Origin of the sequence: Dyella monticola, assembly GCF_003363155.1 — a bacterium.
Classification (GTDB): domain Bacteria; phylum Pseudomonadota; class Gammaproteobacteria; order Xanthomonadales; family Rhodanobacteraceae; genus Dyella_B; species Dyella_B monticola.
On the sequence record NZ_QRBE01000001.1, the window covers coordinates 441806 to 464717 of the forward strand.

At 61.2% G+C, this 22912-nt stretch carries 26 protein-coding genes; 15 read left to right on the forward strand and 11 right to left on the reverse strand.

What is annotated here, in order from left to right; translation table 11 throughout:
• Positions 1 to 10 precede the first annotated feature (10 nt).
• The 7 genes from DWU98_RS01760 to DWU98_RS01790 all read left to right on the forward strand — a co-directional run bounded on the left by DWU98_RS01760 (position 11) and on the right by DWU98_RS01790 (position 5917).
• The gene (locus tag DWU98_RS01760) at positions 11 to 469 is read left to right on the forward strand and encodes an SUF system Fe-S cluster assembly regulator (RefSeq protein WP_115493740.1); all 459 of its coding nucleotides are present in this window, start codon (positions 11 to 13) and stop codon (positions 467 to 469) included.
• On the forward strand, positions 466 to 1932 hold the full coding sequence (gene sufB / locus DWU98_RS01765; protein ID WP_115493741.1) for a Fe-S cluster assembly protein SufB: 1467 nt from the start codon (positions 466 to 468) through the stop codon (positions 1930 to 1932). Before DWU98_RS01760 ends, sufB begins: the two co-directional genes overlap by 4 nt.
• Before the next feature lie 2 nt (positions 1933 to 1934).
• On the forward strand, positions 1935 to 2195 hold the full coding sequence (locus DWU98_RS01770; protein WP_115493742.1) for a DUF4160 domain-containing protein: 261 nt from the start codon (positions 1935 to 1937) through the stop codon (positions 2193 to 2195).
• The gene (locus DWU98_RS01775; protein WP_115493743.1) at positions 2150 to 2485 is read left to right on the forward strand and encodes a DUF2442 domain-containing protein; all 336 of its coding nucleotides are present in this window, start codon (positions 2150 to 2152) and stop codon (positions 2483 to 2485) included. The genes DWU98_RS01770 and DWU98_RS01775 overlap by 46 nt, the downstream gene beginning before the upstream one ends.
• A gap of 92 nt (positions 2486 to 2577) precedes the next feature.
• Positions 2578 to 3351: a Fe-S cluster assembly ATPase SufC gene (gene sufC / locus DWU98_RS01780; protein WP_115493744.1), complete on the forward strand. Its 774-nt coding sequence runs from the start codon at positions 2578 to 2580 to the stop codon at positions 3349 to 3351.
• Positions 3348 to 4661 carry a Fe-S cluster assembly protein SufD gene (gene sufD / locus DWU98_RS01785; protein ID WP_115493745.1) on the forward strand — a complete coding sequence of 438 codons (1314 nt, stop codon included), beginning with the start codon at positions 3348 to 3350 and terminating at the stop codon, positions 4659 to 4661. The genes sufC and sufD overlap by 4 nt, the downstream gene beginning before the upstream one ends.
• Before the next feature lie 8 nt (positions 4662 to 4669).
• Entirely contained in the window at positions 4670 to 5917 is a 1248-nt protein-coding gene (locus tag DWU98_RS01790) for a cysteine desulfurase (RefSeq protein ID WP_115493746.1), read from the forward strand.
• Positions 5918 to 6113: 196 nt separating this feature from the next.
• Here DWU98_RS01790 and DWU98_RS01795 read toward each other — a convergent pair whose 3' ends face one another.
• Positions 6114 to 6521 (reverse strand): hypothetical protein, encoded by a 408-nt coding sequence (locus DWU98_RS01795; RefSeq protein WP_115493747.1) that lies wholly within the window; start codon positions 6519 to 6521, stop codon positions 6114 to 6116.
• Positions 6518 to 7087, reverse strand: a complete 570-nt coding sequence (locus tag DWU98_RS01800; protein WP_115493748.1) for an RNA polymerase sigma factor — start codon at positions 7085 to 7087, stop codon at positions 6518 to 6520. The genes DWU98_RS01795 and DWU98_RS01800 overlap by 4 nt, the downstream gene beginning before the upstream one ends.
• Positions 7088 to 7232: 145 nt before the next feature.
• Between DWU98_RS01800 and DWU98_RS01805 the strand changes: the two genes are divergently transcribed.
• The 4 genes from DWU98_RS01805 (at position 7233) to DWU98_RS01820 (ending at position 8926) form a co-directional block, all read left to right on the forward strand.
• Positions 7233 to 7568, forward strand: coding sequence for a hypothetical protein (locus tag DWU98_RS01805; RefSeq protein WP_115493749.1), 336 nt, complete (start codon positions 7233 to 7235; stop codon positions 7566 to 7568).
• A 111-nt stretch (positions 7569 to 7679) separates the two neighbouring features.
• Positions 7680 to 8009 carry a hypothetical protein gene (locus tag DWU98_RS01810; RefSeq protein ID WP_147293176.1) on the forward strand — a complete coding sequence of 110 codons (330 nt, stop codon included), beginning with the start codon at positions 7680 to 7682 and terminating at the stop codon, positions 8007 to 8009.
• A 54-nt stretch (positions 8010 to 8063) separates the two neighbouring features.
• Complete coding sequence (locus tag DWU98_RS01815) at positions 8064 to 8612, forward strand: GNAT family N-acetyltransferase (RefSeq protein WP_115493751.1); 549 nt, start codon at positions 8064 to 8066, stop codon at positions 8610 to 8612.
• Positions 8609 to 8926, forward strand: coding sequence for a non-heme iron oxygenase ferredoxin subunit (locus DWU98_RS01820; protein ID WP_115493752.1), 318 nt, complete (start codon positions 8609 to 8611; stop codon positions 8924 to 8926). Before DWU98_RS01815 ends, DWU98_RS01820 begins: the two co-directional genes overlap by 4 nt.
• Before the next feature lie 207 nt (positions 8927 to 9133).
• Here the strand turns inward: DWU98_RS01820 and DWU98_RS01825 are convergent, their stop codons facing one another.
• From DWU98_RS01825 to DWU98_RS01840, 4 genes are read right to left on the reverse strand one after another with little or no spacing between them, the layout of a single operon-like run.
• A complete protein-coding gene (locus tag DWU98_RS01825; RefSeq protein WP_115493753.1) occupies positions 9134 to 10036 on the reverse strand; it encodes an HlyD family secretion protein in 903 nt (300 codons plus the stop codon).
• A 43-nt stretch (positions 10037 to 10079) separates the two neighbouring features.
• A complete protein-coding gene (locus DWU98_RS01830; RefSeq protein ID WP_115493754.1) occupies positions 10080 to 10847 on the reverse strand; it encodes an ABC transporter ATP-binding protein in 768 nt (255 codons plus the stop codon).
• Positions 10844 to 11977 carry an ABC transporter permease gene (locus DWU98_RS01835; RefSeq protein WP_115493755.1) on the reverse strand — a complete coding sequence of 378 codons (1134 nt, stop codon included), beginning with the start codon at positions 11975 to 11977 and terminating at the stop codon, positions 10844 to 10846. The genes DWU98_RS01830 and DWU98_RS01835 overlap by 4 nt, the downstream gene beginning before the upstream one ends.
• Positions 11977 to 13413: an efflux transporter outer membrane subunit gene (locus tag DWU98_RS01840; protein WP_230474617.1), complete on the reverse strand. Its 1437-nt coding sequence runs from the start codon at positions 13411 to 13413 to the stop codon at positions 11977 to 11979. The genes DWU98_RS01835 and DWU98_RS01840 overlap by 1 nt, the downstream gene beginning before the upstream one ends.
• A gap of 173 nt (positions 13414 to 13586) precedes the next feature.
• On the opposite strand from DWU98_RS01840, the gene DWU98_RS01845 reads away from it, so the two are divergent.
• Positions 13587 to 14288: an MtnX-like HAD-IB family phosphatase gene (locus DWU98_RS01845; protein ID WP_425480208.1), complete on the forward strand. Its 702-nt coding sequence runs from the start codon at positions 13587 to 13589 to the stop codon at positions 14286 to 14288.
• A gap of 138 nt (positions 14289 to 14426) precedes the next feature.
• A complete protein-coding gene (locus DWU98_RS01850) occupies positions 14427 to 15836 on the forward strand; it encodes an aspartate aminotransferase family protein (protein ID WP_115493757.1) in 1410 nt (469 codons plus the stop codon).
• 135 nt (positions 15837 to 15971) lie between these two features.
• Here DWU98_RS01850 and DWU98_RS01855 read toward each other — a convergent pair whose 3' ends face one another.
• Positions 15972 to 17372 (reverse strand): sensor histidine kinase, encoded by a 1401-nt coding sequence (locus tag DWU98_RS01855; RefSeq protein WP_115493758.1) that lies wholly within the window; start codon positions 17370 to 17372, stop codon positions 15972 to 15974.
• A complete protein-coding gene (locus tag DWU98_RS01860; protein WP_115493759.1) occupies positions 17369 to 18043 on the reverse strand; it encodes a response regulator in 675 nt (224 codons plus the stop codon). The genes DWU98_RS01855 and DWU98_RS01860 overlap by 4 nt, the downstream gene beginning before the upstream one ends.
• A gap of 196 nt (positions 18044 to 18239) precedes the next feature.
• Here DWU98_RS01860 and DWU98_RS01865 point away from each other — a divergent pair, with 196 nt between their 5' ends.
• Complete coding sequence (locus DWU98_RS01865; RefSeq protein WP_329955394.1) at positions 18240 to 20453, forward strand: M1 family metallopeptidase; 2214 nt, start codon at positions 18240 to 18242, stop codon at positions 20451 to 20453.
• Between the two features lie 11 nt (positions 20454 to 20464).
• Positions 20465 to 21328, forward strand: coding sequence for a hypothetical protein (locus tag DWU98_RS01870; RefSeq protein ID WP_115493761.1), 864 nt, complete (start codon positions 20465 to 20467; stop codon positions 21326 to 21328).
• Positions 21329 to 21409: 81 nt separating this feature from the next.
• On the opposite strand, the gene DWU98_RS01875 is transcribed toward DWU98_RS01870, so the two are convergent.
• The 3 genes from DWU98_RS01875 to DWU98_RS01885 form a co-directional block, all read right to left on the reverse strand.
• Complete coding sequence (locus DWU98_RS01875) at positions 21410 to 21949, reverse strand: GNAT family N-acetyltransferase (RefSeq protein ID WP_115493762.1); 540 nt, start codon at positions 21947 to 21949, stop codon at positions 21410 to 21412.
• Between the two features lie 6 nt (positions 21950 to 21955).
• The gene (locus DWU98_RS01880) at positions 21956 to 22414 is read right to left on the reverse strand and encodes an SET domain-containing protein (protein WP_115493763.1); all 459 of its coding nucleotides are present in this window, start codon (positions 22412 to 22414) and stop codon (positions 21956 to 21958) included.
• A 103-nt stretch (positions 22415 to 22517) separates the two neighbouring features.
• The gene (locus DWU98_RS01885) at positions 22518 to 22877 is read right to left on the reverse strand and encodes a ComEA family DNA-binding protein (protein ID WP_115493764.1); all 360 of its coding nucleotides are present in this window, start codon (positions 22875 to 22877) and stop codon (positions 22518 to 22520) included.
• Between the last annotated feature and the right edge of the window lie 35 nt (positions 22878 to 22912).

The following is a 22912-nucleotide window of genomic DNA, read 5'->3' on the forward strand; positions in this document are numbered from 1 at the left end:
TCCTCCCCTTATGTTTCGTGTCAGCCGACTGACGGACTACGCCACCGTGGTGATGACTTGCATCGCCGCGCATCCGGGCGACGTCCTCAGCACTGCCCAGATCGCGGAAGAAGCGCATCTGGAACTCCCCACCGTCAGCAAGCTGCTGAAGTCGCTGGGGCATGCCGGGCTGGTGGAGTCCTTTCGCGGCGTGAACGGCGGTTATCGCCTCGCGCGGCCGGCGCAGCAGATCAGCCTGGCCGCTATCGTGGAGGCGATCGAAGGCCCGCTCGGCATGACCGAATGCAGCGTTGGCGAAGGCCAGTGCGATCGCCAATCCCAATGCGGTGTGCGCGGAAGCTGGCAACGCATCAACCACGTACTGGACAACGCGCTGCGCAGCATGAGCCTGGCCGACATGCTGCGCCCTGCGCCGCCGACTGTGAGCACCGTGGCGTTTACCGATTTGAAAGGCAGGACTGCATCATGACCATCGAAAACGATAGCCCCGTCGTGCTGCGCGACAATGCCGAAGTCGCCGCCGCACTCGGCCGTCGCTACGAGGCGGGTTTCGTTACCGACATCGAAACGGACAGCCTGCCGCCTGGCTTGTCCGAAGACATCGTGCGCCAGCTTTCCGCGTTGAAGGGCGAGCCTGAGTGGATGACCGAGTGGCGCCTGAAGGCGTATCGCCATTGGCTCACCATGCCAATGCCGAACTGGGCCAAGCTCAACATCGCGCCGATCGATTTCCAGGCTATCAGCTACTACGCCTCGCCGAAGAACAAACCCAAATCGCTGGATGAGGTCGACCCCAAGCTGCTGGAAGCCTACGACAAGCTCGGCGTGCCGCTGCATGAGCGCGCCAAGCTCGCAGGTGTGGCGGTGGACGCGGTATTCGATTCGGTCTCCGTCGGCACCACGTTCCGCAAGGAGCTGGCCGAAGCCGGCGTGATCTTCTGCTCGATGAGCGAAGCGATCCGCGAACATCCAGAGCTGGTGCAGAAGTACCTCGGCGGCGTAGTGCCGACCGGTGACAACTACTTCGCTGCGCTCAATTCGGCCGTGTTCTCCGACGGCTCGTTCGTGTTCATTCCCCAAGGCGTTCGCTGCCCGATGGAGTTGTCCACGTATTTCCGCATCAACGCCGGTCACACCGGTCAGTTCGAGCGCACGCTGATCATCGCCGAAGAGGGTGCTTACGTTTCGTATCTGGAAGGTTGCACGGCGCCGATGCGCGACGAAAACCAGCTGCATGCCGCGGTGGTGGAACTGGTCGCGCTGGAAAAGGCGCAGATCAAGTATTCCACCGTGCAGAACTGGTATCCGGGTGACGAGGAAGGTCGCGGCGGTATCTACAACTTCGTCACCAAGCGCGGCGATTGCCGTGGCGACGATTCCAAGATTTCCTGGACGCAGGTGGAAACCGGCTCGGCCATCACCTGGAAGTATCCCAGTTGCGTGCTGCGCGGCGATCGTTCGGTCGGCGAGTTCTACTCGGTGGCGCTCACGCACCATCGTCAGCAGGCCGACACCGGTACCAAGATGATCCACATCGGCAAGGACACCAAGTCGAAGATCGTGTCCAAGGGCATCAGCGCAGGTCGTAGCTCCAATAGCTATCGCGGCCAGGTGAAGGTGGAGAAAGGTGCCGAGGGTGCGCGCAATTACACGCAGTGCGATTCGCTGCTGATCGGCAAGAAATGCGGTGCGCACACCTTTCCGTACATGGAAGTGAAAAATCCCAGCGCCATCGTCGAACACGAAGCGACCACCTCGAAGATCTCCGACGACCAGCTCTTCTACTGCCGCTCACGCGGTATCGGTGAAGAGGATGCGGTGTCGATGATCGTTGACGGTTTCTGCAAGCAGGTGTTTCGCGAGCTGCCGATGGAGTTTGCCGTGGAAGCGAAGAAGCTGCTGGAAATCTCGCTGGAAGGCGCGGTGGGCTGAGGATGCCAATCATCAGCAGTTTCTACGGCATCTTGATACGGATGTACTTCGCTGATCATGCTCCGCCACACTTTCACGCGGTATACGGTGAATCGGAAGCGCTGATCGATATACGGACATTGGAAGTCATCGAGGGCCAGCTACCACGTCGGGCAATGGTATTTGTATTGGAATGGGCCGCACTGCACCGTGCGGAACTGCAAGAGGACTGGGACCTATGCGCAACACGCAAGCCTCCACATCCGATCGAGCCGCTGGACTGAACGCCGCCCCCCCATGGCGATTGGTGGCGGTCACTGTTATGCCGGCTTATCGGCTGGATGTGCGATTCCGTGATGGAACGTCCGGCATCGTTGACATGGCAGCTCTCGTGAACAGCGATTCGGCAGGCGTGTTTGCGTTCTTGCGCGACCCTTCCGTGTTCCAGGCCGCATACGTCGAATTCGGTGCGTTAACGTGGCCTGGTGATATCGACTTGGCACCCGATGCGCTCTATGCCGCGATCAAAGCCAGGGGCGCCTGCGCCCTTACCGCGGAGGGCGTGGTGCAGTGAGGAAACCGTGCTTACGTTGCAACTGCGTCACCGCGCATACCCTGCGCTCACCCGCCGTCGTTCTCCATTACTCTTAATGTGACTTTTTAGCCATGCTGAAGATCGAAAACCTGCACGCCCGCGTCGAGGGCAAGGACATTCTCAAAGGGCTCACGCTGACCGTGAATCCCGGCGAAGTACACGCCATCATGGGCCCGAATGGGGCCGGCAAATCGACGCTGGGCAATGTGTTGTCCGGGCGCGATGGCTATGAAGTCACCGCAGGCTCCGTGCTATTTGAAGGCCATGATCTGCTTGCGCAGGAGCCGGAAGATCGCGCCGCTGCCGGTGTGTTCCTGGCGTTCCAGTATCCAGTGGAAATTCCCGGCGTGAACAACACGTACTTTCTGCGCGCGGCGCTCAACGCCCAGCGCAAGCGGCGCGGTGAGGCGGAGCTCGATTCCATGCAGTTTCTCAAGCTGGTGCGCGAGAAGCTGAAAATCATGCAGATTTCCGATGAGCTGCTGCATCGCGCCGTCAACGAAGGTTTTTCCGGTGGCGAGAAGAAGCGCAACGAGATTTTCCAGATGGCGGTGCTTGAGCCGAAGCTGGCGATTCTCGACGAGACCGACTCAGGCTTGGACATCGACGCGCTCAAGCAGGTGGCGCAAGGCGTGAACGCGCTGCGCTCGCCCGACCGCGCTTTCCTGGTCATCACGCACTATCAGCGCCTGCTCGACTACATCGAACCGGATTTCGTGCATGTGCTGGCCGATGGTCGCATCGTGGAAAGCGGCGACAAGACGCTGGCGCTGAAACTGGAAGAACACGGTTACGCCTGGGTGGCCGAGCGCGATCCAGCTTTGGCTGGCGAGGCGAGTACATGAGTCAGTCGCCAGCACCCGTGCCTTTTATCGACGCGCTGCGTGATGCGGCTGATTTGCGGCTGCCCGGTAGCGGCCTGGCCTGGCTGGATGCGGCGCGGCGCGAAAATCTGGAAGCATTCATCGCTGCCGGATTGCCGGACACACGCGCCGAAGCGTGGAAATACACCGCATTGCGCGCGCTGGGTCAGCGACGTTTCGCATTGGGTGATGCGCAGGCGACGGGGCATCTTGTCGATCCTCATGCGCTGGCGCTGCCCGGTATCGATGGCCCGCGTCTTGTATTCGTCAACGGCGTGTTCCGCGCCGACCTGTCGCGCCTGGAAACACTGTCGCAAGGCTTGACGCTGCAGCCGCTGTCGAAGGTGCTGCAAAACGATCCCGAGCCGCTGCGCTTCGCGCTCAGCCGCCACTATCGTGAAGCCGGCGATGCATTCGCGCGGCTTAACGCAGCGTTGGCTGGCGATGGCGTGGTGCTGCGTGTCGCGCCGGGTGCGCGGATCGGCAAGCCCGTTCATCTGTGCTTTGTGGGAACGCCCGCGCAAGGCGACGTCGCATGGCATGTGCGCAATGTCATCGAAGTGGGCGAGGGCGCCGAGCTCAATCTGGTTGAGCACCATCTGGCTACGGCGTCGCACAAGCACCTTGGCACGCTGGTCAGCGATATCGTGGTACACGATGGGGCGAAGCTGCACCACGCGCTGCTGCAGAATGCGGGCGAGGAAAGCACGTTGATCCGCCGCGGCAGCGTGCATCTGGGCGCGAAGGCGCAGGCGATGATGCATGTGCTGGAGATCGGCGGCACGCTGGTGCGTCACGATCTGCACGCCGAACTGCGTGGCGATGGGGCACGCTTCGATACGCGGGGTGTGTTCGTGCTGCGTGGGCGCCAGCATATCGATACCCAGCTTTCGATTCGCCACCAGGCGCTCAATACGGCATCCGAATCCATTTGGCGCGGTGTGGCCGACGAGCGTGCACGCGGGGTGTTCCGTGGTGCCATCGTGGTGGCGGAGGGTGCCGATGGAAGCGATGCCAGCCTCAATAACAAGAACCTGCTGCTGTCGCCGTTGGCCGAGATCGATACCAAGCCCGAGCTGGAAATCTATGCCGATGAAGTGAAAGCCGCACACGGTGCCACGGTCGGCCAACTCGACGAGCGCGCTCTGTTTTATCTGCGTTCGCGTGGGCTGCCGCGGGCCGAAGCGCGCGCGCTGCTTACCGCGGCCTTCTGCCGTGCGGTATTCACGGCGCTCCCCAACGAAACCCTGCGCGATCATTTCTCCGACGCATTGCTCGCGCATCTGCCCTGATTGCTGCCATGACCGTCAAGCCCAACCATCCTCCTCTCGATTTCGACGTGGAACGCGTGCGCGCGGATTTTCCGCTGCTTTCGCGCACTGTCCACGGTAAGCCACTGGTGTATTTCGATAACGCCAACACCAGTCAGAAGCCACGGCAAGTCATCGAGGCGGTGGACCGTCACTATCGCGAGCACAACGCGAACGTAGCGCGGGCCGTGCATCAGTTGGGCGAGGAGGCGACGGCCGCCTATGAGCAGGCGCGCGAGAAGCTGGCCGCGTTTATCAATGCCGGTTCGAGCAGCGATGTGGTGCTCACATCCGGCACTACGCAATCGATGAATCTGGTCGCCTACAGCTACGCGTTGCCGCGGTTGAAGCCGGGCGATGCGATCGTCACGACGGTGATGGAGCATCATGCCAACATCGTTCCTTGGCAGCTCATGGCTGCGCGCACCGGCGCAACGGTGAAGGCTGCACCGATCGATCAGAACGGCGAGCTCATTCTTGAGAAATATTTCCAGTTGCTTACGCCGGACGTGAAACTGGCCTGCGTCGCGCACGTGTCCAACGTGCTCGGCACTGTGAATCCGGTGCGCGAGATCGCACGCGAATGTCGCAAGCGTGGCATACCGCTGATGGTGGACGGTTCGCAGGCGTTGCCGCATCGCCCGGTGGACGTGCAGGCGCTTGGTTGCGATTTCTACGCGCTGACCGGCCACAAGATGCTGGCCCCCACCGGTACTGGCGCGCTATGGGCCAGGCGCGAACATTTGCAGGCCATGCCGCCGTTCTTCGGCGGTGGCGAGATGATTCGCGAAGTGCGTTTCGAAGGCACGACGTTTGCCGAACCGCCGCACAAATTCGAGGCAGGTACGCCCAATATTGCTGGCTTCGCCGGTGTCGGTGCGGCTATCGACTACTACGATTCGCTGGGCTTTGAAGCCGTTCGTGCGTGGGAGCGTGCCTTGCTGACGTACGCCACCGAGCGCCTGCGTGAGATTCCTGGTTTGCGCATCTTTGGCGAAGCGAAGGAGAAGGAGCCTGTCATATCCTTCCTGATCGAGGGCGCACAGGCCACCGACATGGCCACGCTACTTGATCTGGAAGGCGTGGCGGTTCGCTCGGGTCATCACTGCGCGCATCCGCTGATGCAGTTCTACGGAGTGCCGGCGACCTTGCGTGCGTCGTTGGCGTTCTACAACACGCGCGAGGAAGTGGATGCGTTTATTGCGGCGCTGGTGAAAGTGCGCAAGTTGCTGATGTAGCGTCGCTTACACTTGTTGCGTCAATGGTTTCTCAGCGTTATTCCGGCGAAGGCCGAAATCCATGGCGAGTGCGAAGCACGGATTCCGGCCTTCGCCGGAATGACGTCGAGGCACGGATAAGCGCGTGAAACGAAGTAAGTTTCGCACCATGCATTACAAATCAAAGCAACATTGTTTCAGCCTCGATCTGCAAAGATCATCCTCGGGACGCAGCGTGCTCGGGCCACAATTTGCCAAGCAAGCCCGATAAAGCCACGCAGGCAGCCAAAGCGACGAGCCAGGGATTGGACGCAAGGCGCATCCACACGGCGCTGTAACGCACCAGTACACCGAGCAACATCATCGCCAGCACGGCAAGCAACGCCCAGCTCGCATAAAGCTCAAGCTTCATGTCGTCGCATTGCATAACGCTGGCGGCAACGTTGTGTGCAAAATCGGGCGCCAGCTCGTCATCCATCGGCTGCCGGAGCGCGCGCATGACGGTGCGATAGCGTTCCAGCTTAGTATTGTCGGCAGCGCCAAGCACTAGCCGCTCAGCTTTGAAAGCCTGCTCCTGCAGCGCCCACTCGCGTTCCTTGGCGTCATCATGGGGTTCATGGTTCATGGCAACTCTCCATATGCAGTTTCGAGCTGTTGGCGCAATCGAAGACGGCTGCGGAATAAATGGCTCTTGATGGTGCCGGTAGCGAGGCCGGTGATCTGGGCGATCTCATCGATGGATAACTCGTCCAGATGATAAAGCGTGAGCAGCATGCGTTGCAGGGGCGGCAATGTGTCGATGGCTTTATGCAAATAAGCGGCCAATTCGTTGCTGGCTTGGGCCGCTTCGAGGTCGAACCCGTCACCCATGTTCTCCAGCCGATCGAGCGCCTCTTCTTCCTCGTGCGGGCTGACGACTGCTATGCGCTTACGTTCCAGATGACGTAGCGCCACCGTATAGGCGACGCGACCGATCCAGGATTTAAGTGCGCTTTCATGGCGATACTGGCGCAAATGTTGATGTACGCGCAGGAACGTGTCCTGGCATAGTTCACGCGCGTCCTCGGGGTGACGCACCATGCGATAAATGATGTGCCAGCACAGCGCCTGATGCTCGCGTACCAGCCGTTCGAACGCGCCGGGTGCGTTTGCCAGTACGGCATGAACAAGCTGGCGATCCGTCTGGCTCATGCGGCCCTGGGTCCGGTGATACTTTTAATAGATGCACGTATGCGGCCGATGGTTGCAAACGATGTGAGTGCAACCGAGCGGGGGCATGCCGTATCTCTATACTCATGGGCGCTTGATCCGCCTCCCTCGTTGCCCGGAGCAAGGCATGGAATTCCACGAAACGGTTCCCATAGCGCTTTTTATCTGCATGACGCTGGGTATTACCTATATCGTCCGGCTGATGATTCAGGCGCGGCTGCGCATAAAGATGCTGCAAGTCTGCACCGCGGAAACGGTTGAATCCTTCATGCAGGCCGATGCGCGACGTGATCGGTTGGCGGCACTGCGCTGGGGCATCCTGACCGCTTTGGAAGCCGTTGCTTTCGGGATTATTCAAGTCGTGGGGTGGACCGTCATCAACGCTGGCGTGGTGGCGGTGCTGCTTGGCGCATTCGGGTTGGGCTCCCTCCTGTTTACCGTGTTCGGACGGCGTCTGAGCTGATCGCCTGGTGTTCTCCGCCAGCGAAGCACTTCAACTGATCGCCCAGCCATCGTTGGCATGCCGTGCGTGCCGACACAGGGTTTGCTGTGCCCGGTTTTGAAGGAGAGCATCATGCGTGTTGGTCTTTTCGCTATGGGCCTTTTGTGTTTGACGACGCTGGTCGATGCCGCGTCGGTGCATAGCTTCACGCTTGTCAATGACACGCGGACACGGGTTGTATCGTTTTCCGTCGCGCTGGCTGGAAGCAGCAACTGGACCACGATCGATTTTCACGATCCGCTATTTGAATACGGGGACGCGAAGCTCGTCGAGGTGCAGGGTAATGGTGACGACTGCCTCTACGACTTGCGTACCACGTTGTCGGATGGCCGCAATGTACGGGTGCGCAAATTCGACGCGTGTCATCGGCATGTTTATCGGCCCGGGCCGGCCTTCCCGTAACAATGGCTCCAGGACAGCCCTGCTGCCGCGGCGCGTGCGGTTTATCATAGGGAGATGAATAACCCTATCACGCCCCTTTTTCGTGCGGCCGCGAAGGCCGATGCCGATGCCGTCGTCGCTTTGGTCGAATCGGCCTATCGCGGTGAATCCAGTCGTCGCGGCTGGACCACCGAAGCCCATCTTTTGGATGGTCGCCGCACCGATGTGCAAGCCGTGGTCGAATTGTTGGCCGTGCCCGACAGCACCGTCTTGCTGGCGCTGGTCGATGATCGGCTGCTTGCGTGTTGTCACATCGAACGCCACGGCGACGTCGGGCATTTCGGCATGTTTGCGGTAGACCCGCATCGGCAGGGCGGCGGAGTGGGGCGACTGATGCTGGCCGAGGCGGAACGCTTCGCGCGCGAAACCTGGCACTGCAAGGCCATGCACATGAAGGTGATCGACGTACGCAGCGAGCTGATCGATTGGTATCAGCGGCGCGGTTACCGTCGTACCGGCGAATATTCGCCTTTTCCTTCCGGCGACGAGCGAGTCGGCATTCCGCGCCGCAATGATCTGCGGTTCGAATTGATGGTCAAAGAGTGGCCGGGAGTGGGGGCATGAGCGAGACATGGGTGGAAGTGGGCACGCGCTCGGACCTGTTACCCGGTGAATTCAAGGTCGTATGGGATGGCGATAGCGCCATAGCGGTGTTCAATATTGATGGCGACCTGTATGCGGTCGAGGATATTTGCACGCACGACGGTGGCGAGCTCGCCGGTGGCGAGATCATCGGACATGAAGTGGAGTGCCCGCGTCATGGTGCGCGCTTTGATCTGCGTACGGGCGAACCCACCTGTCCGCCGGCATATGAGCCGATTCATCGTTTTCCGGTGCGTGAGGCGGATGGCTTGATCTGGACGCGTGACGATCGTTGAGGCGCGGTAAGACCCGGAGTCTGTCCCCTTCGGGATGTGACTAGGTTGTCTCGGTATGTGGCGACTGTTCCTCCCTCCCCTACATGTAGTAGGGGAGGGTTGGGGTGAAGCCAATCTCGCGATGATGTTTGATGATCCATCGCGAGGTCTCGCGCAACCGAGATTCGACGCTGATTGGGCCCAGGATAAAGGGGAAGCCTGTGCTTCTTACCTGGGTGCAAACTTCACCAGCACGCGCTGGCCGATGCGCAGTGGTGTCGACGGTGGCTGATCGAAGGTCAGCACGCATTGCACCGAACGTGTATTGGCGCGCACCTCAGGATCGTCCTCCAGCGTGCTGGCACCGAACACATTGCCGATGCGTAGCACGTGCGCCTTCAGCGGCGCCATGCCGCTGCCGCTGTCGTCGTCCACTTCCGCTGGCATGCCCTCGTGCACCACGCCGACGAATGATTCATTGAGCTCGGCCCGCACGATGCGCGGTGCATCGGGCAGTATGACGAAGATCGGGCCGGCCGCCGGCGACACCGTCGCACCCGGCTGCACCATGCGCTGCACGACCTGGCCATCCACCGGTGCCTGCAGGCTGCGCAATTGGAGCTGGTAACGCGCACCGGCCACCTTCTGCGTGCTTAGTGATGCGGCAGCGCGCGCATTGTCCAGATCGACGCGTGCCTGGCGCGCGGCTTCCTGTGCATCGTCCGCGCTCTGCACGTCGCCCGCGCCGGCTTGGGCCGCCTGTTGAAGCCGCGATGCGCGCAGCGTGGCGGATTTCACCCGCTCTTGCAGCGCGCCGATCTGGGCCGTGGCTTGCTGCTGTTCGGCGATGGCGGTGTTCAGCGCCAGCTTTGCCGGTTCCGGGTCGAGCTGGGCGAGGAGCTGTCCCTTGTGCACATGCTCGCCTTCACGCACATCGACCTGCGCCACGACGCCTTCGACCGGCATGGTGAGTTTGAGCAGGCCACCCTCGATATCGATGCGTCCACGCGCCACGGCGGCATACGTGGACGTGGCGGCCGCGTTGGGCGATGCGGGGGGCTGGTCTTGCGAGCAGCCGGCCAGCGCTATCGCAAACAGGGCCAGCGGGAGGCGAAGATCACGCAACGTCATGGGTTTCCTGGAAATAAAGCAGGCTGCTGGCACGTTTGGCCCCTCACCCCAACCCCTCTGCCTGGAGAGGCGAAGGAACTGATGCGGTGGGCGGCACATGGTCGCTCAGAATGCGCCCGTCTTCCATCGCCAGCACGCGGTCGGCGTGATGGACCAGGCGCGGGTCGTGGCTGACGCACAACACCGTGGTGCCGTGCGTGCGGGCAATGCGATGCAGGATGTCGATCACGATCTGCCCATTGGCGGCATCCAGTGCGCTGGTGGGTTCGTCGGCGAACAGCAGCTCCGGTTGCTTGGCAAGGGCGCGCGCGATGGCCACGCGCTGCTTCTCACCACCGGACAATTCGGCCGGTAGCAACCGCATGCGGGGAGTGAGGCCGACTTCCTCGAGCGAATCCATCGCGCGTTTGCGTACGACGTCTTTGGCCAACCCCATGTAGCTCAGCGGCAGTTCCACCTGTTCCAGCGCGGTGAGCGCTGGAAACAAATTGAAGCCTTGAAACACGAAGCCGGTGTGCTGCAAGCGGAAGGCTTCCAGCGCACGCATGCTCAAGCCGCTCAGGTCTTGACCGAGCGCGCGCACCTGCCCCGTGTCGGCAGGCTGCAGGCCACTCAAGATGGCGAGCAAAGTGCTCTTGCCGCAGCCGGAAGGGCCAGAGATCAACGTGAGTTCGCCGGCATGGACATCCAGCGTGAGGTCGTGCAGCACCGTGCTCTGAAGGCGGCCGGACACGAATGATTTGCGCACATCCTTGGCCTGGAGCGCTGGGGTGTTCGATGGAGGTGTCGCTGCAACCGTGGCCATGCTCATCTCAGCAAGCTTGCCGGATCGGCGCGACGCAAGCTACGTACGGACGCAAGGCCTGACACGATCGCCAATGCCATGCTAAGCGCCAGGCAGACAATGGCGGTGAGCGGATGCAATTCCATCGGCACACTGCGGTTACGAGCGATCTCAAGCAGAATCAGCCCTATCACAATGCTGCATATCAGGCCCAGTGCACCGACCCAGAACGCCTGCTCCATGACGACCTTGCGCAGCGAACCGCGGCCGACGCCAAGCGCGTTCAAGGTGGCGTACTCGCGAATCGAACCGATCACCGCAGCGATCAATGTCTGGCTGGTGATCACCGCGCCGACCAGGAACACGATGCCAGCCAGGAACAGCACGCCCGCACCCGCGCCGGTGTCGAACATCCAGTAGAGACTCGATTCGCGTGCAAACGCTTTAGCCGTCCAAACGGTGTAGGGCCCGAAGGCATTGGAGCCATTGATGCGATTGGCCACCGCTTTGGGTTTTACCCCGTGGCGCAACTTGGCGACGAAGTACGTCATCCTGCCGGCATCGACCGGGTCGATATCGAGCACGCGTGCGGTTTCCAGCGAAGCGACGATGTTCACGCCACCCAGCGCACGCAGGCCGCTGCTTACGCCGACCACACGCACACGCTGGCCGTTGATGGCGGCGGTGTCGCCAATGTTCACGCCGAGGCTATCCAGGTCGGCTTTGTCGACGATCACCGCACCGGGTTCGTTCAAGCGTGCGCGTAGTGCCTGGGGCAGGGCACGCGAGAACATCATGCCGTCGGGGCGAGGATCGATGCCGGAGACGAATACCGACACCCCGCCGGTATCGCGTGGACCGCGCCAGTCGGCATCCACCCAGCGGAATGGTTCCACTTTCACCACATCCGGATCCATGCGCAGGCGCATCGCTACGTCCTCGCTGATCGGGCGCCCCAGGTTCACGCTCTGCGTGCCGGGATAGCCTGCCCATAGATCCGCGGAAGAACCGGTGATGTACACGCTGGCGCTGCCGAAGATGCCCAGCACCAGTGCCGCCTGCAGCAGTTGCAGCAGCCCGGCGAAACCCACGGCGAGAATGGCGGGCACGAAGCGGCGCCATTCGTGGATCAGCGTCTTTCGTGCCAGGGCGACCATCACTGCGCCCCTTTGTGGGTGTCGAGCGCTTTGTAATCGGCAGCGACATCCGTAGGCGGCAACGGTGCGCCACCCAGTGCTTTGTAGAGCGATACATAGGCCAGATCGCGGTCGGCGCGAGCCGATACCAACTCCAGTTGCGCGTTCTGCTGGGCGATCAAGGCATCCTGTACGTCCAGTGTGCTGGAAAGCCCGAGGCGTTGACGCTTGTCCAGCGCCGTGACGTTGCCGTCGAGCGCCTGGGTTGCCTGTTCGGCGGCGATTTCGCGTTGATGCGTGGCTTGCAAATCACCCATGGCCGTTTCTGTTTCGGCCACGCCCTGCAGTACGGCTTGGCGATAGGCATACACCGCGGCGAGCAGTTGATGATCTTGCGCACGGGCCTTGGCCACACGCGTGCCCCAGTCGAACAGCGGCATGTCGATCACAGGGCCGGCCGAGAAAATGCCCTCGCCCGAGCGGATCAAATGGTGATGGGAGAGCAAATTCACCGACCAGTCCAGCGAGCTGCCCAGCCCGATATGCGGATAGACATCCGCATGGCTGATGCCTGCTTCGCCGGCCGCCCGCAACACGTCGGCTTCGGCGGCGGCGATTTCCGGGCGCGTGCGCAGCAGCTCGGCCGGGGCGTGGGTCATTTGCCAGTCGCCCAACTGCGGTTGCGCACCGTTGTCCTGGAGCCATGCCGGATCAGGCTCGCTCTGCCCCAGCAGCATGGCGAGCTGCTGAGCATTGGCGTTGATCGCGCGCTGCGGATCGGTCAGCGCCATCTGCGCATGCGCCAGTTCAGCCTGCGCGCTGGCGACATCGGTGGGCGAGACTAGATTCAGCCCTTCGCGCACCTGCAGCAGGCGTAATTTCTCGCGGTCCGCATCGCCTACTGCGGTCAGCAGATGCGCCTGCTCTTGCGCACTGCGCAGCGCGATCCAGCAGCGCACCACCTCTGCCACGAGGGTTACATAGGTGCCTTGCAGTTGCGCGCGCGAGGCTTGGAGGTCGCCTGCGGCGGCTCGGTGCGCGCTCTTAAGCGACCCGAAAAGCGGCAGCTCCCACAGGGCATCGAAGCCGACGATGAAATACGAGGCGCTGGCATCAGGCTGGATCACCTGGTTGGTGTCGAGGTTCAGGCTGGGCAGAAACTTGTCGTTGGTATGCCGGTAAAGCGTACGCACGGCGAGCAGTCGTTCGGCGGCCGCTTTCACATCCAGGTTATTGTCCAGCGCGCGCTTCACCAAAGCGTTCAACTCAGGATCGTTGAAGGCCAACCACCAGTGCTGCAGGTCCGGCTGGGCCGGGGCGATGCTGGCGACCGTCGCATTGCGCCAGGTCGTGGGCGTGGGCGGCTTCAGCTCGGGCAACGGTGCTGCGGCGCAACCGGCCAGCAACGTCAGCGCCAGCGCGGGAATCAGTCGAAATGCGAAGGACGCGTGACGCAATGCGGAATCGTGCACAGGGTGCGGGCCGTGAAGGGAAGCGTGCAAGGCCTTAAGCATAGCCTGTTATGGCCCTCAACTCTCGTGTTCGAGCGGTGGCTCAAGTGGCAACGGAAAGCCGCCCGAAAGGGGTTCATCGCCAAGATGCACGATACCTTGGGTTGGGAGTGGTGCGTGTGACTGCCTGGAACATCCTCTGCGACTTCGACGGCACCATTTCCGTCGAGGACGTGATCGACTCGCTGCTGGATCGTTTCGGACGTCCCGGGTGGGAAGCGCTGGAGCAGGACTGGCGCGCCGGCCGCATCGGTTCGCGCGAATGCATGAGCGGCCAGGTGGCCTTGCTCGACATGAGCGGCGAAGAACTCGATGAGCATCTGAACGCATTGTGGATCGATCACGCGTTTCCCGCCTTCGTCACGCGCGCGGCGGAACTGGATGCGCCGATCCGCATCGTCAGCGACGGCCTGGATTATGCCATCCATCGAATTCTTGGACGGTACGGTTTGGATTCTCTCCCGCTGGCTGCCAATCACCTGGCGCCGGGAACCCCGCCACGGCAGTGGCAGCTTACCTCGCCGTTCCAGAGCGAAGGCTGCCGCAGCGGTACGTGCAAGTGCGCATGTGTCGCGCAGGCGCGCTCGGGTGGTAGCAAGACCTTGTTGATCGGTGATGGGGCATCGGATTTCTGCGCCGCCGACCGGGTGGATTTCGTGTTCGCCAAGCATCGCCTGATCGAGCACTGCCGCGCTGCCGGTATTCCCTATGTGCCGATCACCGGCTTCGAGGACGCGCTGGAATTGCTGCCGCGTTTGCTGGATGGCAGCTTGTTGGCCGAGCATGCGCCGCGGGTTTTGCCGGCGGTTTCCAATTTTTAGCATTGCTTGTGCTTCTTCGTACATGCGCTGTGATGTTCCATGTCGCCTCGCCGTCAGTCCCGTGAAAGCGGGAATGACGTTCCAGCACGCAGTGACATCACCCTCTAACACACTCAGCCGATTCCACGTTTCCCCTCCATGAATGCTTTCGATAAAAACGCAACGCTCAGCGTGCTCCCTGACGACCAATTGCTGGCCGACGAAGCGCAATACAGCTCCTTTGGCGACACCGTGCATTATGTCGAGCCGCCGAAAATCTTCCGTCGCTGCGAAGGCAGCTACATGTACGACACGAACGACGTGCCGTTCCTCGACCTGCAGATGTGGTACTCGGCGGTCAACTTCGGCTACAGCAACAAGCGCCTCAACGAGACGCTGAAGCAGCAGATCGACACGTTGCCGCAAGTGGCCAGCCAGTACCTGCATCAGACACGCATCGAACTGGCCAAGACCATTGCTGTCGACGCGCAGAAGAAGTTCGGCCTCAAAGGCCGCGTGCACTTCAACGTGGGTGGCGCGCAGGCAGTGGAGGATTCGCTCAAGCTCGTTCGCAACTACAAGAACGGCAAGAGCCTGATGTTTGCCTTCGAGGGTGGGTATCACGGCCGCACGCTGGGTGCTTCGTCGATTACGTCCAGCTACCGCTATCGCCGTCGCTTCGGCCATTTTGGCGAGCGCGCGATGTTCATCCCGTTCCCGTATCCGTTCCGTCGCCCGAAAGGCATGACACCGGAAGAATATTCCGATGCGTGCGTGCGCCAGTTCGAGCGTCTGTTCGAAACCGAATACAACGGCGTGTGGGATCCAAAGGTCAATCAGGCCGAATACGCTGCCTTCTATGTGGAACCGATCCAGGGCACCGGCGGCTACGTCGTGCCGCCGCGCAATTTCTTCAAGGATCTGAAGAAGGTGCTGGATAAATACGGCATCTTGATGGTGGTCGACGAAATCCAGATGGGTTTTTGGCGCACCGGCAAGCTGTGGTCGATCGAGCACTTCGGCGTGACGCCGGACGTGATCGTATTCGGCAAGGCGCTGACCAATGGTTTGAATCCGCTTTCCGGCCTGTGGGCGCGCGAGGAGATGATCAATCCCACCATCTTCCCACCGGGCTCCACGCATTCCACGTTCAATTCCAATCCGCTCGGTACCTCGCTTGGCCTGGAAGTGATCAAGATGGGTTACGAGCTCGATTACGAGAAGACCGTGCCGCAGAAGGGCGCGTACTTCCTCGAAGGGCTTAAGGATTTGCAGAAGCGCCATAAGGAAATCGGTGATGTCGATGGCCTAGGGTTGGCCATGCGCGCTGAAATTTGCACTGACGATGGCTTCACGCCGAACAAAGCACTCTTGGACAAGATGGTGGACATCGGCTTGGCCGGTGATCTCGAACATAACGGCAAGAAGATCGGCCTCGTGTTGGACGTCGGCGGCTGGTACAAGAATGTGATCACGTTCGCCCCGTCTTTGGACATCACGTACGAAGAAATCGATCTGGCCATTGTGCTGCTCGATCAGTTGCTGACTAAGGCAAAGAAAGCGATGTAAATGCTTTTAAGTCTTCTCCCTTTCGGGTGAGGGCGTTAAACCGATTTTTTTGTCGATGTTCCCATGCAGGGGAAGCTGACAAACACGGCGGCGCTTAGCGCCGCCTTTTTTTATGCGGGCATGATGTGATTGCCCTTATTGGGTGTATTGAGGAAAAACAATTTCCACGCGCAAGCCACTTGTGTTGCTTGCGCTTTTGTATCGCACGCGCGCGTTGTGCCATTCGGCGATGCGTTGCACGATAGCCAATCCAAGGCCGCTGCCTTGTTCTTCGCTACCGGGTACGCGGAAGAAACGTTCGCCCAGACGTTCGATCCACGCCGGCGGTACCCCGGGGCCATTGTCTTCCACGGCGAGGCAGATGCCGTCCCCTTCGCGATCGAGCGACACGGTCATCAGGCTGCCACGACCGGCATAGCGCAGACCATTGTCGATAAGGTTGTCGAGCATTTCCTGCAGGCGGTGACAATCACCTTCGATAAGTAGCGGACCTGCCGGGCCCTCGTAACCTAGATCGATATCGGCCGCCAATGCTTCATGCACGCGCTGGCCGACGAGCTCGGGAATCAACGTGGCAAGGTCGAGTAGTTGGGTGTCCCCGGCATCGTGGCCCGCGGTCTGCGCGCGCGTGAGCGCGAGCAATTGGCTGGACGTGCGATTGGCGCGCAGGATCAACCGCTGAATATGGTCGAGCGCATCCTGGATCGTGGCCTGATCGGAGGTGGAGCGCGCGCGTTCTGCATGCACGCTCAAACCCGCCAGTGGTGTGCGCAATTGATGCGCGGCGTCGGCGATGAAGCGCTCGTGCAGCGCGAGCATGGCGCGCAAACGCGCGAACAAACCGTCGATGGTGCGTGTGAGCGGAAGAATTTCCACCGGTACATCGGCATCGCCGATGGGCGCCAGATCATGCTCGCGATTGGCAAGCTGCTTGGTGAGTGGTTCCAATTGGCGCAGACTGGTGTTCACGCCAAGCCATACCAGCAGAAAGGCGGCAATGATCAATAGCGCTTGCGCGGGAATGCTGAGCAGCAGAATCTGGCGCGCTTCAAGGTGTCGATCACGCAGGGTTTCGGCGACGGTGACTTCGAGCTGATCGCCGGCCTCGCGCGGATTGGGCATCTGGATGCTGGCCGCACGCATGGCGTGGTTTTCAATCTGTATGTCGTAAAGCTGCGGCGCCATGCCGTCGGTGAACAAGCCGCCCGGTGGCTTCAATGCGGCGTGCCCGGCAATCAGTCCATGTTTGGCGCTGAATACGCTGAAGTAATTGCGGCCTTCTGGTTCGTACTCCAGCAGAAACTTTGCTTGCGGGGCGACCTGGCCGTCGGGACTCTTGGTGGCCATCATCTGCACCAAGGTCAGCGTATCGTCCACCAGACTTACGTCGTGCACGTGATTGGCGTAGATCAGCGCACCGATATAGGTGATGAGGCTGTTCAACAGCAACAACGCTGTCAGCGGCACCAGCAGTGTCGTCAACAGGCGCCTGCGCAGGCTTTGGCGCCCGTTGTGCCACCGCAGGGGCTGGCTCATGCGCCCTTGACCTCTTCCAGCAAATAGCCGAGCCCGCGAATGGTGCGCACCTGCGTGCCGGAATCGATGAGCTTGCGGCGCAGGCGATAAATGGCGATATCCAGGCCGTTATCGGTGAGCTCCTGATCCCAGCTGCACAGTGCTTCGATGAGTTGCGCGCGGCTGGTGACGCGATCGGGACGCGCGGCCAGTGCTTCGAGCAAGCCAAATTCGCGCGCGGTCAGTTCCAATGGTTTGTCGCCAACCCATGCGCGATGACCGGGCAGATCCAAACGCAAGCGGCCCAGGGTTATTTCCGGCGCTCCCTGGGTGGTGTAGCGGCGCAGCAGTGCCCGTACGCGCGCTTCGAATTCGGCCAGTGCAAAGGGCTTTACCAGATAATCGTCCGCGCCCAGATCCAAGACGCGCACGCGCTCGCGCAAACCTTCGCGCGCGGTAATCACCAGCACCGGCAGGCCGCTGCCGCGTTTGCGGGCGCGCTGCAGTACTTCGCTGCCATCCAGGCTCGGCAGGCCCAGGTCGAGCACGAGCAGGTCGTAAGGGGTGTCTTTCAATGCAGCGTCGGCGCGCACGCCATCGGCGACGTGGTCGACCGCATGGCCGCCTTGGCGCAGCGCGGCGCTCACGCCGGCGGCAATGGAGGGGTCGTCTTCGGCAATCAGGATACGCATGGTCAATGGGCTCCGTCTGGCCGCGGGTATTGCGGTATGTCCATGATTTCCAGCAGGTTACGCTTGGTGATGCGCTACGGTAGGCAGCTTAGCGCGTGTGGTCGGATTCGCACAGATGGTGCGTATGACATGACGTCTGGCTGATGCCAGTTGGCTATGCTTGCCGCAGGCTCGGCAATCATCACGAGGGGAGACCATGATGAGCTTTGCAACGGGTAGGGGCGGGCGATGGCTCGCCGCATGCGTCGTGCTTTGGTCCTGTCAGGCGATGGCGCAAACGACAACGGCACCCGCAAGTACGGCTTCGGCAGTCGCGCAAGAAATTCCTTTCGCTCCGGCGCATGACACCATCATCACGACGCAAAGCGCATCCAATGCATGGGGCGGCGAGCGTACGGGTAGTGAACCCACGCTTTCCGATCGGGTGGTGAGTTACACCATCGATGCGGATCTGGATGCCGCCAAGCATGCGGTAACCGGCAAAGAACACATGACCTGGCGCAATCGCAGCGATCGCGATGTACGCAGTGTTTACTTCCATCTTTATCTCAACGCCTTCCAGAACGAAGGCAGTACCTTCTTCACCGAGCGCAAAGTGCTGACCGCGCATGGCCAGTCGCGCGGCAATGCGGTACTGGAAAAAGGGCAGTGGGGCTGGGTCCGGCTGCAGAGCGTGCAGCAGAACGGTACAGCGTTGAAGTGGAGCTTCGTGCACCCCGACGGCGGCCCCGCAACCGATGAAACGGTGGTGCGCATCGATTTGGCGCAACCCGTACCAGCGGGCGGCTCAATGGCGTTGGATATCGATTTCCTCAGCCAATTGCCACGCGTGGTGGAGCGCACGGGCTGGTGGGGTGATTTCAATCTCATCGGGCAGTGGTTTCCCAAGATCGGCGTGCTTGAGCTGCCCGGGGAACGTGGCGCCACGCAGGTACGCTGGAACGTGCACGAGTTCCATTTCAACAGCGAGTTCTATGCCGATTTCGGTCTGTACGATGTGCACCTGACCGTGCCCAGCGATTACACGGTCGGCGCAGTAGGCAAGTTACAGGGCACGCCGGAACAAAAGAGCGGCAAAACGACCTATCACTTCGTGCAAGGTGACGTGCACGATTTCGCATGGGTGGCCGCCAAAGGCTACAAAACGCTGGATGGTACCTATGAAGGTCCGGGCAGCCCGAAAGTGGCGGTGCGGGTCATTTATCCCGCGGAATACGAAGCGAGTGCGGCGCCGACGTTGAAGTCGACCATCGACGCGCTCGGTTATTTCTCACGCACGCTCGGCCCGTATCCGTATGAAACGGTGACAGCGGTGGTTCCGCCCTATAACGCACAAGAAGCCGGTGGCATGGAATACCCGACCTTCTTTACGTCGGAAGGTTACAAAGTGGTCGAGCCGGACACGATGTATCAGACGGCAAGCGACTTTGTGAACATCCACGAATTCGGCCATGGCTATTTCTACGGCATGATCGCTTCCAACGAATTCGAAGAGCCGATGTTGGACGAAGGTCTCAACGAATATTGGGATAACCGTATGCTGCGTGAGCGCAAGCAGCCGCTGGTGCTTGCCACGCCTTTCACCAAGTGGCTCGGTATCACGCCGGCCATCAACGGTTTTCCGTTTGAGCGCTTGACTGCCACCTTGTATCACCCGGCCGATCCCACCGCACAGAACAGTTGGGATCGTCTTTCCAGCACCAGCTACGGCACGGTGTATTCACGCACGGCCACGGCCATGCATGACCTGGAAGAGCGCCTCGGCCGACCGGCGATGGAAAAGGCGTTCCACCTCTACTTCCAGCGCTGGCGCTTTCGCCATCCTTCGGTGGCCGATTTCCGTGCAGCACTGATCGACAGTTCCGGTGATGCCAAGGATGTGGACGCGATTTTCAACGAATACGTCTATGGCACGGACTTCATCGATGACAAAGTGGGCGACATCGACAGCTATGAAGTGCTGCCGCAGTCCGGTGTCACCTGGAAGGATGGCAAAGAGACCGAAGTGGTGGCGTCGGATCTGGACAAGCAGATAGACCAGCAGCGCAAGGACTGGGGCAAGGCACATCCCAATGCCAGGCCTGGTGCGCCCGGTCCGTTCCCATGGCACAGCATCGTCACTGTGCAGCGCGATGGGGTATCGGCACCGGAGCTGCTGCGCGTGACCTTCGAAGACGGCACGCACGAAGACATCACATGGAACGATGATCGTCGCTGGGCGCGCTTTGAGTTCACCAGACCCAGCAAGGTGGTGTCGGCTGAGCTCGATCCGGATCAGCATAACTTGCTCGATCGCGATCGCCTCAACAACAGTCTCACCACCCAACCCGACGGTGCTGCGTCACGACGGTGGACGGCCGACGTTGCAGCGGTATTGCAAACCTTTTACGCCATGCTGGCAACCATGTGAGGGCCGATACCATGTCTCGTACCGCAAATTTTGGGGCGTTGTTGTCGAGCATGCGCATCGCCGCGCAATGGCGCTTGCTGCTGCTTTGGTTGCTGATCATGCTGATTCCGGCCTCGCTGGTGGCGTTGCCGTTGCGAAGCATGCTGGGTGGCTTGCTGGATACCTCGGTGCACGTGTCCGAGTGGGCGCAGCATTTCAATGACATGATGTTCAGCGATGTCATCATGACCCTTTCGCAACATTCGCAATGGCTGCTTACCGACATGGCCATCGCGCAGGCCGTTACCTTGCTGCTGTCGCCCTTCCTCACAGGCATGATCGTCGGCAGCGGACGGGCAGGGCGCACCTTGGGTTTTGGCGCCTTGCTGCAGAGTGGCCTGGTGGAATACGGGCGCATGTTCCGCTTATTGCTGTGGTCGCTGATTCCCTATGGCATCGTGATCGCGGTGGGCCTGCTGGGTGGGCATCTGGCGGATAAGCATTCGGAACATGCCGTGCTCGAATCGCAGGCGGATCGTTACACGAGCATCGCCCATTGGGTGTTGGGAATTGTGTTCGTGCTGGCGCAGGCGATCGTGGAGTCTGCGCGTGCGGCCTTCATCGCGGATACGTCATTGCGTTCGGCGACGCGCGCATTGGGGCGCGGCATCAAGCAATTGTTCCGCAAGCCGGTGCGCACATTGTTGTTCTATCTGATCGTGACGGTGATCGGGCTGGTGCTGGTGCTGCTGTTCGGCATGCTGCGCATCCGCGTCACGGCAGTTGGCTTCTTCGGCTTTGCCGTAGCCTTGCTGCTGAGTCAGATAGTGGTGTTGGTCATCGGTTGGGTGCGCACGGCGCGCTTGTTTGCGCTGGCGAAAGTAGCGCAGGCGTAAGGGTCGGTTGTGCATAAAGCACCCGTCGCCCCGGTGAGAGCCGGGGCGATGGATCGTTGAATGTGCGGCGCCCTTTTCAGCTCACGCGAAAGCGCGGCGTGACTCGCGATGCGGCGGGTAGTAGGCGAATACGTGGTTGTCGCTGCCGAAGAAATCAATGTCTTCGATGTGCTCGCCGCCCAGGCGTTCGGCGACTCGGTCAGAGGCTTCGTTACCTACGCGCACCAGGCTGATGACGCGCTGCAGGTGCAATTGGTTCCAGGCGAAATCCAGAATCGTAATGCCCGCTTCAGTGGCATAGCCGTGGTGACGGTGATCGGGCTTGAGCATCCAGCCCATTTCGACATCGGGCCAGCCTTCGGGATGGAGCAGCCCTGCGCGGCCAATGAATTCGCCGGTGGCTTTCAGTTCCAGCGCCCACATGCCGTAACCGCGCAGTTGCCAGTGACCGATCAGCATGGCCAGAGAGCGCCAGGCGTTGGTGCGATCCAGGGGCAGGCCATCGCCGATCCAGCGCGTGCTTTCCGGGTCGGCCAGCATCGCGGCATAGTCGTTGAAGTGGCGTTCGGTCAGCGCCGTAAGGCGAAGACGCTCGGTTTGGAGGGTGGGAATGTCGATCATTGCCGATCAGCTGCTAGCCAACACGCTAGCCAGGGCACGGGTAGTGGTCATCAGGCTCTCGTCCCATGGCAGACCCACGATTTTCTCACCGGTAGCGGTATCAATAAAGTCCTCGGCATGGCCCGGGGGCAGCAGATGCCGGTAATCGACGGTGATTTCAGTGCCGGTGGGCAGGCTGCGTAGGGCAAATACGAAGCCCAGGTGCCAAAGGCCAGTCGGATTGAAGCTATGGTTGATGAAGCATTCGTCCGGCCATTCCGGGGACAGCGTGTAGCGATCTTCGAACCAGCGGGCGCTGGCGTACAGCTGGTCAGGTTTCCCGAGCAGTTCGCCCAGCCGGTAGGTTCGCTCGATGGCGTCGGGAGCGGCGATGATCCGCCCGGCGTCCACCGCCTCCTCCAGAAACAGCCCCTTGCCGGCACCGCTGATCGTGGAGTGGTCGATACGGTAGCGCGGCAGGATCATGAAGGTCGATGGGTGAAGTCGGAATGGTTCGCGCCGCGGAGTGTAGCGCAAGCCAAGCGCGCCGATGCGGCCCGCCTGGGACCGCACCGGCGCGCTGCGTCAATCAGTCCTGTTCGCCCTCGGCCTTGGCCGGCTTGGTCGCCTTGGACGACTTGGCGTGCTTGGGCTTGGCCGGCACGTCGGCGGCTTTGGCGCCTTCGCCGGTGAGCAGGATGGCATCGTGATTGCGCTGCAATGTGGCCGGGCCGACGCCCTTTACCTGCGCAAGGTCGTCCACGCTTTTGAAGGGGCCGTGTTCGTCGCGGAACGCCACGATGGCTTTTGCCTTGGCCAGGCCGATGCCATCGAGCGATTTGGCGATGGTCTCGGCGTCCGCCGTGTTGACGTTGACCGGCGTGGCGGCGAACGCGGGCAAGGCGAGCGCCAGTGTCAGGCCGGCGATGGCGGCGAGCTTTTTCAACATGCAATGTCTCCCTGGGTTACGAAAGCGGCGTCGAT

Excerpts from the sequence above, each read along its gene's own strand:
- DWU98_RS01810 (WP_147293176.1), top strand. The coding sequence starts at position 7,680 with ATGCGTGTTGGTCTTTTCGCTATGGGCCTTTTGTGTTTGACGACGCTG.
- sufC (WP_115493744.1), top strand. The coding sequence starts at position 2,578 with ATGCTGAAGATCGAAAACCTGCACGCCCGCGTCGAGGGCAAGGACATT.
- DWU98_RS01820 (WP_115493752.1), top strand. The coding sequence starts at position 8,609 with ATGAGCGAGACATGGGTGGAAGTGGGCACGCGCTCGGACCTGTTACCC.
- DWU98_RS01815 (WP_115493751.1), top strand. The coding sequence starts at position 8,064 with ATGAATAACCCTATCACGCCCCTTTTTCGTGCGGCCGCGAAGGCCGAT.
- DWU98_RS01825 (WP_115493753.1), bottom strand. The coding sequence starts at position 10,036 with ATGACGTTGCGTGATCTTCGCCTCCCGCTGGCCCTGTTTGCGATAGCG.
- DWU98_RS01835 (WP_115493755.1), bottom strand. The coding sequence starts at position 11,977 with ATGGTCGCCCTGGCACGAAAGACGCTGATCCACGAATGGCGCCGCTTC.
- DWU98_RS01880 (WP_115493763.1), bottom strand. The coding sequence starts at position 22,414 with ATGATCCTGCCGCGCTACCGTATCGACCACTCCACGATCAGCGGTGCC.
- DWU98_RS01865 (WP_329955394.1), top strand. The coding sequence starts at position 18,240 with ATGATGAGCTTTGCAACGGGTAGGGGCGGGCGATGGCTCGCCGCATGC.
- DWU98_RS01800 (WP_115493748.1), bottom strand. The coding sequence starts at position 7,087 with ATGAGCCAGACGGATCGCCAGCTTGTTCATGCCGTACTGGCAAACGCA.
- sufB (WP_115493741.1), top strand. The coding sequence starts at position 466 with ATGACCATCGAAAACGATAGCCCCGTCGTGCTGCGCGACAATGCCGAA.
- DWU98_RS01870 (WP_115493761.1), top strand. The coding sequence starts at position 20,465 with ATGTCTCGTACCGCAAATTTTGGGGCGTTGTTGTCGAGCATGCGCATC.
- DWU98_RS01875 (WP_115493762.1), bottom strand. The coding sequence starts at position 21,949 with ATGATCGACATTCCCACCCTCCAAACCGAGCGTCTTCGCCTTACGGCG.
- DWU98_RS01770 (WP_115493742.1), top strand. The coding sequence starts at position 1,935 with ATGCCAATCATCAGCAGTTTCTACGGCATCTTGATACGGATGTACTTC.
- DWU98_RS01795 (WP_115493747.1), bottom strand. The coding sequence starts at position 6,521 with ATGAACCATGAACCCCATGATGACGCCAAGGAACGCGAGTGGGCGCTG.
- DWU98_RS01790 (WP_115493746.1), top strand. The coding sequence starts at position 4,670 with ATGACCGTCAAGCCCAACCATCCTCCTCTCGATTTCGACGTGGAACGC.
- DWU98_RS01760 (WP_115493740.1), top strand. The coding sequence starts at position 11 with ATGTTTCGTGTCAGCCGACTGACGGACTACGCCACCGTGGTGATGACT.
- DWU98_RS01855 (WP_115493758.1), bottom strand. The coding sequence starts at position 17,372 with ATGAGCCAGCCCCTGCGGTGGCACAACGGGCGCCAAAGCCTGCGCAGG.
- DWU98_RS01860 (WP_115493759.1), bottom strand. The coding sequence starts at position 18,043 with ATGCGTATCCTGATTGCCGAAGACGACCCCTCCATTGCCGCCGGCGTG.
- DWU98_RS01850 (WP_115493757.1), top strand. The coding sequence starts at position 14,427 with ATGAATGCTTTCGATAAAAACGCAACGCTCAGCGTGCTCCCTGACGAC.
- DWU98_RS01805 (WP_115493749.1), top strand. The coding sequence starts at position 7,233 with ATGGAATTCCACGAAACGGTTCCCATAGCGCTTTTTATCTGCATGACG.
- DWU98_RS01830 (WP_115493754.1), bottom strand. The coding sequence starts at position 10,847 with ATGAGCATGGCCACGGTTGCAGCGACACCTCCATCGAACACCCCAGCG.
- sufD (WP_115493745.1), top strand. The coding sequence starts at position 3,348 with ATGAGTCAGTCGCCAGCACCCGTGCCTTTTATCGACGCGCTGCGTGAT.
- DWU98_RS01775 (WP_115493743.1), top strand. The coding sequence starts at position 2,150 with ATGCGCAACACGCAAGCCTCCACATCCGATCGAGCCGCTGGACTGAAC.
- DWU98_RS01885 (WP_115493764.1), bottom strand. The coding sequence starts at position 22,877 with ATGTTGAAAAAGCTCGCCGCCATCGCCGGCCTGACACTGGCGCTCGCC.